Consider the following 13,424-nt stretch of genomic DNA (forward strand, 5'->3'; position numbering starts at 1 on the left):
GTCAGCGTTTGTTCCGCACGGGCAGCGGCAGCTCGCTGGCCGGGATTTCGCGCACCAGTTCCAGCAAGTCCCATTCGTTCTTCTGGTCCTTCTTGATGCGGAAGTGGTACATCGGCTGCAGCGCCTGGTGGTCTTCCTTGCGGAAGGTCATCGTGCCCTTCGGCGTCTCGAACGACATGCCTTCCATCGCCGCCGCCATCTGGTCGCCGTTCCCGGACGGGACTTTCTGCAGCGCCGCGACGACGGCCGCCGCCGCCGCCATGCCGCCTGCCGTGAACATGTCGGGCGGCACCTTGTAGCGCTTCGTGTGCTCGGCCACGAGCCAGTCGTTCATCTTGTTCTTCGGGAAGCCGTAGTAGTAATTGATCGTGCCTTCCGTGCCGGCGTACGCCTTCCACGTCTTCATCACGGGCAGGATGTTGCCGCCCGGGGCGAGCGAGATGCCGTAGCGTTCCGGCTTCATGTCCGCGATCTTGTTCATCGGGTTCGGGCCGGCCCAGACGATCGCCAGTACGCGCGGCTGCGGCTTGTCCTTCAGCGCGTCGAACAGGCGCTGCGTGGGCGCGGTGAAGTCCGTCGCGGCGGCCGGCGCATATTCCTCGTGCACGACGTTCGCCTTGCTGCCCGTGGCGGCCAGTGCTTCCTTGCCGGCCTTGATGGCGTCGCGGCCGAACGCGTAATCCTGCGCGAGGAATGCGACGCTGCCGTTCTTCAGCGTCGACGCGGCGGCCAGCGCATCCTGCATCGAATTGCGCGCGGTGCGGAAGATGTACTTGTTCCACTTGGCGCCCGTGATCTCGTCGGCCACGGCCGGCTCGACGATCAGCACCTTTTTGTATTCCTTCGCGACGGGCAGCATCGCGAGCGCGGCGCCGGACGACGTCGTGCCGACGGCGATGTCGGCCTTGTCGTCGCCATAGGCTTCCGCCAGCAGCGTGCGTGAGAGATCGGGCTTGCCCTGGTCGTCCTTGACGATCACCTTCAGCTTGCGGCCGTTGATTTCCATCTTGCCGCCGGTGAGGTATTCGAGGCCCAGCATGAAGCCGGTCTCCGTTTCCCTGGCATACGATTCCAGCTGGCCCGTCTTGCCGGCGATGAGGGCGACTTTCAGGTCGGGGGCGGCGAGGGCGGAAGCGGTCGCCGTCAGGGCGAAGGCGGCGAACAGGGCGAAGGGCAGGGGTTTTACGTATTTCATCTCGTCTCCTTGAGATGGTGGGCACGGGGTGCCCACCCTACTTTTTAGGGTACTTGGGCCAGGAAATCCAGGATCGCATCGAGTGCGACGGGTTCCGTCAGCATCGGCGCATGGCCCACGTTCGGGACTTCGACGCAGGTCATCGTCGACGCCGCGCGCCGCATCCAGGCGGCCTGGCGTTCTTCGAGCAGGTCCGACAGCGTACCGCGCACGAGCAATACGGGGCGTTCCTGCGCGAGCTTGCGGAACGCCATCCGCAGCGGCAGCGACGTCGGCCTGAGTTTACCGGTTTGCAGCGCGATCGCAATATTCGGGTCGTAGCGCGGCGCCAGCCGGCCGGCGGCGTCCGGGGCGAAGGCGCGGCGCGCCCATTTGTCCCAGTCGGCATCGACGTTGTCCGGGAAGGCGCACGCGTTGATGGCGCGGACGTAGCCGGCGGCGGCGGCCCACGAATCCAACGTAGCCGTCCGGCCCGCGTAGCCGGCGATGCGTGCCAGGCCTTTTTCCGAGATCACGGGGCCGATGTCGTTGATCACGGCGGCGGCGATCAGGTCGATGTGCTTCGCGGCCAGGGTCATCGTGATCAGGCCGCCCATCGACGTGCCGACGAACACGGCGCGCGGGATGTGCTGGTCCGCCATGAACCGGGCGACGTCCCCGGCGTACACGCTCGGCGTGTAGTTGTCGGGATTCGGATCGCGCTGCGACTCGCCGCGGCCGCGCATGTCGAGCGCCAGCACGCGCCGGCCCTGGCGCGCGACGATCGGTGCGAACTCGTCGAAGTCGGACGCATTGCGCGTCAGCCCGTGGATGCAGATCACGGGCAGGCGGACTTGGTCGGCGTCCGCCGCCGGTGCGCCGGCCGCCGCGTAGTCCCGCGCATGCAGCGCGAGGCCGTCGTTGCTCGTATAGCGGATGGAGGTGTAGTTGGCCACGCTGGCGATATCCTGTCGTTCGATGTCCGGTAGTGCGGCGGATGCCGGTGTGGGCGCGTGGCCGGGCGGGCCGGCCACGCGGTGGGGCGAGTCAGAAGCGGTACTCGATCGTCCCCTGCACGGTGCGCGGCGCACCGTAGAAGGCCGTCAGCGTGCCTTCGTTGCCCAGGGTCGGGAACAAATAGCCCGCCGTCTTGTAGTGCACGTCCGACAGGTTCTTGCCGTGCAGGCCGGCGCGGATCTTGCCGTCGGCGCGGGTCCAGACGATGCTGGCGTCGTACAGCTTGTACGCGTCCTGGTCGATCACGGACGGCGTCTCGAACTGGTACGTCTGGCCGCGGTACGACGCGCTGCCGATCAGCGACAGGCGGCCGTTGTAGCCCGCCAGCGGCATCGGCACCTCGTAGGTGGCGCGCAGGTTCGCCGAGTTGCGCGGCGTGTTCTGGAAGTGGCGCTGGTCGGCCACGTTCACGCCCGCCACGATGTACTCGTTGTACTTGGCGTCGATGTAGCTGTACATGCCGGACAGCGAGAATTCCTTCGTCAGGTGGGCCACGGCCTCGAATTCGAAGCCCTTGATCTTGGCCTTGCCGGCGTTGGTCGTGAGGCCCGCGAAGCTGTCGTCCTTGCCGTCGCCGTTCGTGTCGATGGCCACCGAGCCCGGGATCTGCACGTCCTTGTAGTCGCTGTAGAACACGGCCGTGTTGGTCGTGATGCGGCCGCCGTTGAACGAGGATTTCAGGCCCAGCTCATAGGTGCCGATCGTCTCGGGCTTGTAGCCGGCGCGGGCCTGCGCCAGCGAGATCTTCGTGCCGACCACGTTCGTGCGCGGATCGAAGCCGCCGCCCTTGAAACCCTTCGAATACGACGCGTACACGTTCTGCGACGGCGTCGCCTTCCAGCCCAAGGCGATGCGTGGCGTGAACTTCTTGTCCTCGCGCGACAGGTCGCGCAGGTCGGTGTCGGTGCGGAACAGGATCGCGCCCGGGTTGCCCATCTCCGGCGTGCCTTTCATGCCCAGGTAGATCTGGCGGTAGATGTCGGCGTCGCGCTTGTCCACCGTGTAGCGGCCGCCCAGCGACAGCTGCAGCGCGTCGGTCAGGTTGTAGCTGCCGTCGGCGTATGCGGCCCAGGCCTTCGTGTCGATGCTGCCGCTCGTGAAGGTGCTGGTCGGGACGGCGCCGGCGAGGATCGTGTCGAACTTGTTGTACGCGTTCGCGTCGATGTAGTAGACGCCGGCCACGCCCTGGATCTTCGGACCCGTGTAGGTCAGGTTGAATTCCTGGCTGAACTGGCGGTTCGTGTACAGCGCCGGCACTTCCATGTCGACGACGGGCAGGGAATCGAAATCGATCGGCGCCCACGATTTATCCTGGCGCTGCGCGGTGATCGACTTGAACGTCAGCTCGGGCGACACGTTCCACTCGACGGTGGCGGCGACGCCGTGCTGGCGCACCGACTGCTTGTGACCGAGGGCCGTCAGCATCTCCGCATTCGTGTCGTACACGTTCGACAGGATCGGCGCGCCGCTCGTGCGGCCGACGATGAGGCGGTGGCCGTTCTTCGGATGCGAGTCGTCCTGCGTGATGTCGCTGGCGAGGCGGATGAACAGGTCGGGCGTCGGCGTCCATTCGGCCGACAGGCGCGCGGCTTTCAGGTCCTTGTCGTAGTTCGGCGAGCCGTCGAACAGGTTCGTGCCGTAGCCGCCGTGCTTGAAGCGCGCGACCGTGCCGCCCACGCGCAGCTGCTCGTTGACGGGCGTGCTGGCCGTGATGACCGCGTCGCGCTCCTGGTAGTTGCCCAGGGTGCCGCGCAGGCGCACGTCCGTCTGCGGGGCCAGCTTGCGGGTGACGTACTTGACGGCGCCGCCGATGGTGTTGCGGCCGTACAGCGTGCCCTGCGGGCCGCGCAGCACCTCGATGCGCTCGACGTCGTAGATGTCGGCCACGGCGCCTTGCGGACGGGCGAGATAGACGTCGTCCAGGTAGATGCCGACGCCGGATTCGAAGCCGGCCAGCGGGTCGGCCTGGCCCACGCCGCGGATGAACGCGGTCAGCGTCGAATTGGTGGCGCGCGACGCCTTCAGGGTGGTGTTCGGCAGCGCCGTCGCCAGGGCGACGACGTCGGGGACGGCCTGCTTCGACAGCTGGTCGGCGCTGAACGCAGTAACGGACACCGGAACATCCTGCAGCGTTTCCTCGCGCCGGCGCGCGGTGACGACGACTTTCTCGATCGTGCCTTCCGGTGCAGTGACGACACTGCCGGCGGCACCGCTGGCGGCACCCGTGTCCTGGGCGTGCGCGGCGCCGGCGGCACCGCCGGACAGGACGAGCAGGGCGGCAGCCGAGCGCTGGATCAGCTGCTGTTTCTTCTTGCTAAGACGCATTGAGGTCTCCTGATTTTGTTGTGGTGTCATGCGTTCAGTCTTCGCATGCATCACAGTGTGCCTCGGATGAATTTGGCTGAAAAGACAACGCCGCGCCCACAGGGTGTGCATTTATGCACAACGCCGCGGGACGTCCCGTGAGGGGCGGCGCCAGAGGGCGCGGCGTGTCGCGACGTCCGGAAAGCGGGTTTGCTGTGCATACGCAAGCGCTGTTCCGAAAACGTTGCAGCGGCAATGTGCACTGGTGCACAATATGTCACCTTGATATCAAACAACGGTTCCCGAAAAAGCCGCAGCGAATGGCGATCCCATGCGTGGCGGGTCGGAGAATGGGGGAGACGGACATGCACAGCCTGCCGGAATGGACGGACCTGCGGTTTTTCCTGGAGCTGGCGCGCGCCGGCACCCTGTCCGGGGCGTCGCGCCGCCTGGACGTGGAGCACACGACGGTGGCGCGCCGCATCGATCGCCTCGAGCAGCAACTGGGCACCACGCTGTTCGACCGTTCGCGCGAGGGCTACGAGCTGACGGAGATGGGCCAGGCGCTGCTGCCGCACGCCGAAGCGATGGAAGGCGCGGCGCTCGCGGCCACCGAGCAGCTGGGCGGCGCGGAGGTCGCGGCGGCCGGCGTCGTGCGGCTGGGCGTGCCCGAGGTGTTCGGCACGCGGGTCGTCGCGCCGCTGCTCGTGAAGCTGTTCGAGGATCATCCGGATCTGTCGATCGACCTGCTGGCGCTGCCGCGCTTCGCCAACCTCGCCAACCGCGAGGCCGACCTGGGCGTGATGCTCGACCCGCCGTCGACGGGGCGGTACATGGTCACCCGTCTCGCCTCCTTTCGATTTTATTTGTACGCGGCGCCGACCTACCTGGCGAAGCACCCGCCGATCCGCACGCACGCGGACCTGGAGCGCCACGACTTCGTCGACTACGTGCAGGACCGCCTCGCGAGCCGCGAGCTGTCGTACCTGAACGAGCTCGGATTCACGCCGCGCCGCCGGCTGTGCTGCTCGGGCATGACGGCGCAGATCGAGGCGGCATCGCTGGGCATGGGCCTCATGATGGCGCCGCCGTACGCGGTGCCGGACGACGGCCGCCTCGTTCCCGTACTGCCGGGCTTTTATGCCGAGCGCTCGTTCTGGCTCGCGGCACCGACGGACCTGTACCGGCTGCGCCGCGTGAAAGTCGTGTGGGACCTGCTGCGCGACCTGGCCGACAACAATCCGACACTGTGGTGGCACAACGGCGACATGGGGGAGGCGGCATGAACGCGACGACGATCCGCGGCTACATCGAGACCGACCGCGCCGCGGTCAACAAGGTCGCGCTGGCCGCGTTCGCGCAATACGCGGGCGACTACGACGACTGGCCCACGTTCAGCGCGGGCATCGGCCGGATGGCCGACCTGGCCGCGGACGGCGACCTCCTCGTGGCCGAGCGTGGCGGCGTCGTCGCGGGGGCCGTCGTGCATGTGGGGCCGGGACGGCCGCGCAGCGCGATCTATCCGGACGACTGGTCGGTGATCCGCATGCTGGTCGTCGACCCGGCGGCGCGCGGCGGCGGCATCGGCCGCGCGCTCGTCGCGGCCACGCTCGAACGGGCGCGGCGTACGGACGCGCCGGCCGTGGGACTGCATACGAGTCCGATCATGGCGACGGCGCTGCGGCTGTACGAATCCATCGGCTTTCTGCGCGAGCACGACCTGCCGCCCAACCGCGGCGTACCGTATGCGCGTTTTATGCTGCCGGCCGCACACATCCCCGCGGCGCTGGTCAAGCTGGGGACGGCGTCATGCCATCGACACGTCGTTCCCGCGAAGGCGGGAACCCAAGGTTCGCCAGCTTCGCGATAGCGCGTGCAAATTGGGGGGCGACAGTTCATGTGCCGCGGGCCTGGTCCGCCGGATGCAGCGGCACAGGTATCGACTTCGACGTCGGCGTGCCCGCGCCCACGGCCACGCTGTCCAGCGGCACGAGGGGATTCGTCTCCGGATAGCAGGCGCCGACGCAGCCGCGCGGGATGTCGTATTCGACGAGCAGGAAGCCGTCCGCGCGGCGTTCGATGCCGTCGCTCCACACGCTCGCGAAGTCGACCTTGTCGCCCGCATCCAGTCCCAGCATCGCGAGATCGTCGCGGTGGATGAACACGACGCGGCGCATGCCGAACACGCCGCGGTAGCGGTCGTCGAGGCCGTAGATGGTGTGACGGCGCCGGAAGTCGTCGACGGCGGCACGTGGCAGCGCATGTACGACACGTAGGTCGCCGACCGCCACGGCTTCGACGTGCGCGAGCGCATCGCGCAGGCGGGGAGCCTGCGCGCGTGGCAGGCCGTCACGGACCGCATGCTGTCCGCGATCGAGAAGGGCTACTGGAAGCCGGACGATGCGACGCGGCGCCGGCTGCTGGCCGGGAACGCACGCGCGGTCGCGGAAGCAGGTGCCGCGTGCGGATCGGATTCGTGCAGCCGCGCGACGCAGACGTTGCAGCCGCTGCTGGCGGGACGGGCGCTGGCGAGGGCGTGGCGCCGGCGCGGTGTCCTCGAACTGTGACATGATGCGTCGGCTTGGTGGGCACGGGGTGCCCACCCTACGGCAACGTCAACGTTCGCGTCTTCTAACGCGCTTCGGTCCGGAACGGGCTCCGGTCGTTGAGTTCATCGATGTAATCGTCGATGCCGCCGGCCTCCCGTTCCAGGAAGCGCGCGACGGCGTCAAGGAACGACGGGTGCGCGAGCCAGTGCGCGGACCACGTCCGCGTCGGCAGGAACCCGCGCGCCATCTTGTGCTCGCCCTGCGCGCCGCCTTCGAACACCTGGATGCCCTGTTCGATGCAGAATTCCAGCGGCTGGTAATAGGCCGTCTCGAAGTGCAGGCAGGGCACGTGTTCCAGCGCCCCCCAGTAGCGGCCGTACAAGGTGGTCTTGTCGTGCACGACGAGCGATGCCGCGATCGGGTGGCCGTCCCGTTCCGCGATCACGAGCAGCAGGTTGTCCGGCATCGTCTTGCCGATGCGGCGGAAGAAGTCCAGGTTCAAATAGGGCTTCGAGAAGTGTTCGGAATAGGTGTTGCGGTAGCAGCGCGCGAAGAACCGCCATTCCTCGTCCGTGATGGCCGGACCGCGCACCCGGCGCAACGTCACGCCCGCCTCGCGCACCTTGCGCCGCTCGGCGCGGATGTTCTTGCGCTTCTTCTGTTCGAGCGTGGCGAGGAACTCGTCGAACGTGGCGTAGCCCGCATTCATCCAGTGGAACTGCACGCCGCTGCGCAGCAGGAAGCCGGCGTCCGCCAGCTGCTTCGCCTGCTCGTCCGGCGGGAACAGCACGTGCGTGGACGACACGTCCGTCGCCTTCTGCGTTTTCACGAGCACGTCGACGAGGGCCGCCCGCGCGGGCGCATCGCGCGCGAGCAGGCGCGGGCCGCTCACGGGCGTGAACGGGATCGCGGACAGCAGCTTCGGGTAATAGTCGAGCCCATGCTCCTGGTAGGCGTTGGCCCAGGCCCAGTCGAACACGTACTCGCCGTACGAATGGCCTTTCACGTACAGGGGCAGGGCGGCGGCCAGGCGCTCATCCTTGTCATACAGGGCGATGTATTGCGGCTGCCAGCCCGTCTCCGGCGTGGCGCTGCCGGATTCGTGCAGGGCGTGCAGGAAGGCAAAGGACAGGAACGGGTTCGGATCCTGCTGCAGGGCCACGAGGGCATCCCAGTCCGCCTGCCCGATCTCGGACAGAGAAGAAACGATATGCGTGCGATAATTCAAGATGACTTCCGTGAGCTGTTGAGACCTATGGATAAGCGATTCTTCAACCTGTATTCCCATGATTTCGCGCGCGTGGCCGTCGCCAGCCCGCGTTGCAAGGTTGCCGACCCGGCGTTCAATGCGCAGGAAACGATCCGCCTTGCGCGTGAAGCCGCCGAGAATGGCGCCGTGCTGGCCGCGTTCCCCGAACTGGGGCTGTCGGCCTACACGTGCGACGACCTGTTCCACCAGCGCGCGCTGCTCGACGCCGTGCTGGACGCGCTGGCCGAGGTGGTCGCCGCATCGAGCACTCTGCCGCTGGCCCTCGTCGTCGGCGCGCCGCTGCGCGTCAACCACGTGCTGTTCAACTGTGCCGTGGTCGTCGCAGGTGGCCGCATCCTGGGTGTGGTCCCGAAAAGCTACCTGCCCAATTATGGCGAATTTTATGAAAGTCGGCAGTTCAGTCCCGCGGACAACGCGGCCGTCGACCGGATCACCTTGCTGGGCCAGGACGTGCCGTTCGGTCCCGAACAGATCTTCGAGCTCGAGAATCAACCGCTGTTCCGCTTCCATGTCGAGATCTGCGAAGACGTGTGGGTGCCGATCCCGCCGTCCTCGTACGCCGCGCTGGCCGGCGCGACGGTGCTGGTGAACCTGTCGGCGTCGAACGTCGTCGTCGGGAAGAGCGGCTACCGGCACCAGCTCGTGTCGCAGCAGTCCGCGCGTTGCCTGGCGGCCTATCTGTACACATCGGCGGGCCGCGGCGAATCGACGACGGACATGGCGTGGGACGGCCAGTCGCTGATCTACGAAAAGGGCGACAAGCTGGCCGAGTCCGGGCGCTTCCTGGCCGACTCGCACATCATCTTCGGCGACGTCGACCTGGAACGCCTGTCGGTCGACCGCATGCACACGACGACGTTCGCGCAATCGGTGCGCCGCCACGCGCATGAGGTCGAAAAATTCCGCGTACAGAAATTCGCCGTGCCGCTGCCAGTCGACCGGGACCTGCCGCTGGCCCGCCTCGTCGAGCGCTTCCCGTACGTGCCGGCCGACGGCCGCCGCCGCGACGAGCGCTGCACGGAGGTCTACAACATCCAGGTGCAGGCGCTCGTGCAGCGGCTGCAGTCGTCCGGGCACCAGAAAGTCGTCATCGGCATCTCCGGCGGCCTGGATTCGACACACGCGCTGCTCGTCTGCGCCAAGGCGCTGGACAAGCTGGGGCTTCCCCGCACGAACATCCTCGCGTACACGATGCCCGGCTTCGCGACGAGCGAACGCACGCTGCGCCAGGCGCGCGAACTGATGCGCGTCGTGGGCTGCACGGCGCACGAGATCGACATCCGCCCCAGCTGCATCCAGATGCTGAAGGACCTCGGCCACCCGTATGCGGAAGGCGCGGAACAGTACGACGTCACGTTCGAGAACGTGCAGGCGGGCGAGCGCACCAGTCACCTGTTCCGTCTCGCGAACCACCATCATGCGATCGTGATCGGCACGGGCGATTTGTCCGAGCTGGCGCTGGGCTGGTGCACGTATGGCGTGGGCGACCACATGTCGCACTACAACGTCAACGCGAGCGTGCCCAAGACGCTCATTTCCCACCTCGTGCGCTGGGTCGCGGACACGAAGCAGATCGGCGACACGGGCTCCGACGTCCTGATCAACGTGCTGGAGACGGAGATCTCGCCGGAGCTGGTTCCGGGCAAGGTGGGGGAGGCGAACAAGCCGGCGCAGGTGACGGAAGACTTCATCGGTCCGTACGAGCTGCAGGATTTCAACCTGTACTACACGCTGCGCTACGGCTTCGGCCCGGCGAAGGTCGCGTTCCTGTCGTGGAGCGCGTGGCAGGATCGCGCGGCCGGTCCGTGGCCGGAAGGCGGCAGCCCGGCGCGCAACCAGTACGACCTCGCGGCGATCAAGAAAAACCTCGGCATCTTCCTGTGGCGCTTCTTCAAGACGAGCCAGTTCAAGCGCTCGTGCGTGCCGAACGGGCCGAAGGTCGGCAACGGCGGCTCGTTGTCCCCGCGCGGCGACTGGCGCGCGCCGAGCGACTCGGAAGCGACCGTGTGGATGGACCAGCTGGCGAGGATTCCGGACTGACCGGGCACCATGCGATAATCCCGGGAAATTTTTAGGAGATAAACATGAAACAGATTACCTGCGTGATCAAGCCGTTCAAACTGGACGAAGTGCGCGAGGCGCTGGCCGAAGTGAACGTCACCGGCCTGACCGTCACGGAAGTGAAGGGCTTCGGCCGCCAGAAAGGCCACACGGAACTGTACCGCGGCGCCGAATACGTGGTCGACTTCCTGCCCAAGGTGAAGATCGAAGTGGTGGTCGACGATGCGCTGACCGAGCAGGTCGTGGATGCGATCATCAAGGCCGCGCGTACCGGCAAGATCGGCGACGGCAAGATCTTCGTGCAGGAAGTGGAGCAGGTGATTCGTATCCGTACGGGCGAGACGGGGCCGGACGCCGTATAACGTCGTCCCCGCGAAGGCGGGGACCCATACTGAAGCTCCGGCAATCGATACAGTCATGCAGCGTTGGGCGTATTCTGAGGCTCAGCATGGATTCCCGTCTGCGCGGGAAGGACGCACTAGCGCCCCACCCGCATATCGAACCTCCACGCCACCAGCCGGAACACGACGATGAACATCGCGCTGGACCACAGCGCGAAATCGTGCGGGAAGCCGTTCATCCCCAGCAGCAGGAACATCCAGTTGCCGAGGAACGCGCAGATGGCGTAGGGCTTGCCGTCCCTGAACACCATCGGCACTTCGTTGCAGACGATGTCGCGCATCACGCCGCCGAAGATCCCCGTGATCACGCCCATCATCGAGGCGATGAACAGCGGCATGTGCGCGTCCAGCGCGGACGACACGCCCGCCACGGAAAACAGCCCCAGGCCGACCGCGTCGGCGATGACGATCAGCCGTTCCGACACGATCTGGCGCAGCGTGCGGATCAGCGGCGTCGCGACGAGGGCCAGCACGAAGATCAGGATCGCGTATTCCTGGTGGATCACCCAGAACAGCGGCCGTTTATCCAGCAGGATGTCGCGCAGGGTGCCGCCGCCGAATGCGGCGATGAAGGCCACCGTGAACACCCCCACCACGTCCATGCGCTTTCTCCGCGCCTCGATGAATCCCGAGAACGCGCCCACCAGGATCGCAACGATTTCAATGACGGTGATGAGGTGCATGCGGGAGGAGAGGGCCCGGGCCGCGTCAGCTGGCGTTCGGTGCCAGCGGCAGGCGCACGGCGAAGATCACCTTGCCGCCCTCGTGGCGGTAGTCGATCTCGCCCTCGTGCTCGCGCACGATCTGCTGGGCGATGTACAGGCCGAGCCCCATGCCCGTGCGGTTGCGGGGATTGTTCAGCGAGCTGCGCTTGAACGGGTTGAACAGGGCGGCCTCCGTCTCCGCCGGGATCGGCGCGCCCGCGTTCGCGATTTCCAGCACGGCAAGGCCAAGACCGGGACCGTCCCGTGGCGCGAGGCGGATGGTAATCGGCTGGTTCGGTTCGCCGTGGTGGCGGGCGTTGGACAGCAGGTTCGAGATCACCTGGCCGAGCCGGCCGCCATCCGCCAGCACGAACGCCGGCCCGGCGGTGTGCAAATCGTAGATGATGGTCGGATAGGCGAGACGCGCTTCCTCGACCATGTCGCAGGCGAGGGCCGCCAGGTCGACGGGCTGGAGGTCGATGCCGAGCGAGAGGCCGCGGTCGATGCGGCTCATGTCCAGCACCTGGCCGATCATGCGCTGCATGCGGTTGCTGGACGACTGGATGCGCTTGCCCAGCGTGCCCTTGTTGCCGCCGCCGTCCGTGCGTTCGAGGACCATGCCGGCCATGTTGATCGAGTTGAGCGGGTCGCGCAGGTCGTGGCCCAGCATGCCGACCCATTTGCCGAGCCGGGCCTGGATCGCGTCCGGCCACTCCTTCACGGACGTCCGGGTGACGGTGTCGTGCGGCTCGGCCGGCAGCGACGCGACGATGGCTTCGCCCAGCGCCTGGTCGACGCCGCGGCACACGACGCGCCCGTACTGGCAGGCGACGAGCGCCTGCGCATGCGTGGATTCCAGCAGGCCGTCGCCATGCTCGACGAGGGCTTCGAGCGGGTCTTCTTCCAGCAGCAGCGATTCGACGAGGCTCGTGCGCACCTTGGCCGCGTGCTCGACCAGTTCCGCGTCCTCGCGCGCCTCGATGCCTTGCACGGTCGAGGCGATCACCTGCGCGAGCACGTCGGCCGCCATCCGCACGGAGTAGGGCACGCGCTTCGGCGCCATGTGGTGGCACGCGATCAGGCCCCACAGGCGGCCGTGGATGACGATCGACACGCTCATCGACGCGCCCACGCCCATGTTCTGCAGATACTCCACGTGGATCGGCGACACGCTGCGCAGCACGGCGAAGCTCATGTCGAGCGGCGCGCCGCCTTCCGCGCCGAGCAGCGGCACGGCGTGGTAGCCGACGTCGGCGATCATGCGCAGGGTGTTCAGCACGTACAGGCGGCGCGCCTGCGGCGGAATGTCGCCGGCCGGGTAGCGCTGGCCGAGGTAGGGCACGAGGTCGTCGCGGCGTGCCTCGGCCACCACATCGCCCGAATCGTCGCCGCGGAAGCGGTAGGCCATCACGCGGTCGAAGCCCGTGAATTCGCGGATCTGGCGCACGGTGGCCTCCAGCAGGCCGTCGATGCTGCGCTGGCGGCGCAGGCGGTCGATCGACGAGTGCCCTTGATCGCGAACTGGGCCACTTCCGCCATGCTGGCCTCGCGCGTCTCGAATTCGACGAGCACGCGCCGCATGTGCCCGTGCACGACGCAGTCGTATTCGCGCCCGCCGATGGACAGGGCCGCCACCGTGGCCGGCGCGTCGCCGTCCTCCATCGTGGCCAGGCATTCCTGGATGAGTTCAGTCACCGCCCCCGGCAGCCCGAGCGTGCCGAAGGGTTGTCCCAGCGCGGGTTCGTGGTCCATGACGGTGGCGATGTTGGTGCTCCAGCCTTCGACGCGCCCGGCGTCCGACAGGAAGAGCAGGGCGCCATGCGGCTGGATGAAGCCGGGGATATGGATCGGCTCGTCCGCACAATTGTGCAGGCCGACCCGCTGCGGCGCTGCCATCGGTACCGGGCTACTGGACTTCACTCGCTCATCCTTATGCTGGCAGCA

12 protein-coding genes and 1 pseudogene are annotated in these 13,424 nt (G+C 67.2%); 5 read left to right on the forward strand and 8 right to left on the reverse strand.

Features of this window, described 5'->3' with window-relative positions; all coding sequences use genetic code 11:
• Position 1 precedes the first annotated feature (1 nt).
• From ACEN98_RS25190 to ACEN98_RS25200, 3 genes are all read right to left on the reverse strand, one after another.
• Positions 2–1,195, reverse strand: a complete 1,194-nt coding sequence (locus ACEN98_RS25190; protein WP_413387609.1) for a substrate-binding domain-containing protein — start codon at positions 1,193–1,195, stop codon at positions 2–4.
• 44 nt (positions 1,196–1,239) lie between these two features.
• Positions 1,240–2,130, reverse strand: coding sequence for an alpha/beta fold hydrolase (locus ACEN98_RS25195; RefSeq protein WP_413387610.1), 891 nt, complete (start codon positions 2,128–2,130; stop codon positions 1,240–1,242).
• 91 nt (positions 2,131–2,221) lie between these two features.
• Positions 2,222–4,516, reverse strand: coding sequence for a TonB-dependent receptor (locus ACEN98_RS25200; RefSeq protein WP_413387611.1), 2,295 nt, complete (start codon positions 4,514–4,516; stop codon positions 2,222–2,224).
• A 344-nt stretch (positions 4,517–4,860) separates the two neighbouring features.
• Here ACEN98_RS25200 and ACEN98_RS25205 point away from each other — a divergent pair, with 344 nt between their 5' ends.
• Both ACEN98_RS25205 and ACEN98_RS25210 read left to right on the forward strand, forming a co-directional pair.
• On the forward strand, positions 4,861–5,781 hold the full coding sequence (locus ACEN98_RS25205) for a LysR family transcriptional regulator (protein ID WP_413387612.1): 921 nt from the start codon (positions 4,861–4,863) through the stop codon (positions 5,779–5,781).
• Entirely contained in the window at positions 5,778–6,365 is a 588-nt protein-coding gene (locus ACEN98_RS25210) for a GNAT family N-acetyltransferase (protein ID WP_413387613.1), read from the forward strand. Before ACEN98_RS25205 ends, ACEN98_RS25210 begins: the two co-directional genes overlap by 4 nt.
• Before the next feature lie 25 nt (positions 6,366–6,390).
• On the opposite strand, the pseudogene ACEN98_RS25215 reads toward ACEN98_RS25210, so the two are convergent.
• Positions 6,391–6,714 (reverse strand): annotated as a pseudogene (locus tag ACEN98_RS25215) (CbbBc protein); the annotation flags it as partial.
• 81 nt (positions 6,715–6,795) lie between these two features.
• Here ACEN98_RS25215 and ACEN98_RS25220 point away from each other — a divergent pair.
• Positions 6,796–7,062, forward strand: a complete 267-nt coding sequence (locus tag ACEN98_RS25220) for a hypothetical protein (protein WP_413387614.1) — start codon at positions 6,796–6,798, stop codon at positions 7,060–7,062.
• Positions 7,063–7,126: 64 nt separating this feature from the next.
• Here the strand turns inward: ACEN98_RS25220 and ACEN98_RS25225 are convergent, their stop codons facing one another.
• A complete protein-coding gene (locus ACEN98_RS25225) occupies positions 7,127–8,272 on the reverse strand; it encodes a GNAT family N-acetyltransferase (RefSeq protein ID WP_413387615.1) in 1,146 nt (381 codons plus the stop codon).
• A 27-nt stretch (positions 8,273–8,299) separates the two neighbouring features.
• On the opposite strand from ACEN98_RS25225, the gene ACEN98_RS25230 reads away from it, so the two are divergent.
• Both ACEN98_RS25230 and ACEN98_RS25235 read left to right on the forward strand, forming a co-directional pair.
• A complete protein-coding gene (locus ACEN98_RS25230; RefSeq protein WP_413387616.1) occupies positions 8,300–10,354 on the forward strand; it encodes an NAD(+) synthase in 2,055 nt (684 codons plus the stop codon).
• Between the two features lie 44 nt (positions 10,355–10,398).
• Entirely contained in the window at positions 10,399–10,737 is a 339-nt protein-coding gene (locus tag ACEN98_RS25235; protein ID WP_036236923.1) for a P-II family nitrogen regulator, read from the forward strand.
• A 116-nt stretch (positions 10,738–10,853) separates the two neighbouring features.
• Here ACEN98_RS25235 and ACEN98_RS25240 read toward each other — a convergent pair whose 3' ends face one another.
• The 3 genes from ACEN98_RS25240 to ACEN98_RS25250 are packed head-to-tail and all read right to left on the reverse strand — an operon-like array spanning position 10,854 to position 13,400.
• Entirely contained in the window at positions 10,854–11,459 is a 606-nt protein-coding gene (locus ACEN98_RS25240) for a trimeric intracellular cation channel family protein (RefSeq protein WP_413387617.1), read from the reverse strand.
• A 25-nt stretch (positions 11,460–11,484) separates the two neighbouring features.
• Positions 11,485–12,927, reverse strand: coding sequence for an ATP-binding protein (locus ACEN98_RS25245; RefSeq protein ID WP_413387618.1), 1,443 nt, complete (start codon positions 12,925–12,927; stop codon positions 11,485–11,487).
• Complete coding sequence (locus ACEN98_RS25250) at positions 12,888–13,400, reverse strand: hypothetical protein (RefSeq protein ID WP_413387619.1); 513 nt, start codon at positions 13,398–13,400, stop codon at positions 12,888–12,890. The genes ACEN98_RS25245 and ACEN98_RS25250 overlap by 40 nt, the downstream gene beginning before the upstream one ends.
• Positions 13,401–13,424 lie beyond the last annotated feature (24 nt).

Source organism: Massilia sp. CT11-137 (genome assembly GCF_047302885.1).
Taxonomy (GTDB): Bacteria; Pseudomonadota; Gammaproteobacteria; order Burkholderiales; family Burkholderiaceae_D; genus Telluria; species Telluria orientalis.

What these genes read in the sequence shown, in the direction of transcription:
- ACEN98_RS25205 (WP_413387612.1), top strand. Translation starts at nt 4,861, where the DNA reads ATGCACAGCCTGCCGGAATGGACGGACCTGCGGTTTTTCCTGGAGCTG.
- ACEN98_RS25190 (WP_413387609.1), bottom strand. Translation starts at nt 1,195, where the DNA reads ATGAAATACGTAAAACCCCTGCCCTTCGCCCTGTTCGCCGCCTTCGCC.
- ACEN98_RS25210 (WP_413387613.1), top strand. Translation starts at nt 5,778, where the DNA reads ATGAACGCGACGACGATCCGCGGCTACATCGAGACCGACCGCGCCGCG.
- ACEN98_RS25240 (WP_413387617.1), bottom strand. Translation starts at nt 11,459, where the DNA reads ATGCACCTCATCACCGTCATTGAAATCGTTGCGATCCTGGTGGGCGCG.
- ACEN98_RS25235 (WP_036236923.1), top strand. Translation starts at nt 10,399, where the DNA reads ATGAAACAGATTACCTGCGTGATCAAGCCGTTCAAACTGGACGAAGTG.
- ACEN98_RS25200 (WP_413387611.1), bottom strand. Translation starts at nt 4,516, where the DNA reads ATGCGTCTTAGCAAGAAGAAACAGCAGCTGATCCAGCGCTCGGCTGCC.
- ACEN98_RS25230 (WP_413387616.1), top strand. Translation starts at nt 8,300, where the DNA reads ATGGATAAGCGATTCTTCAACCTGTATTCCCATGATTTCGCGCGCGTG.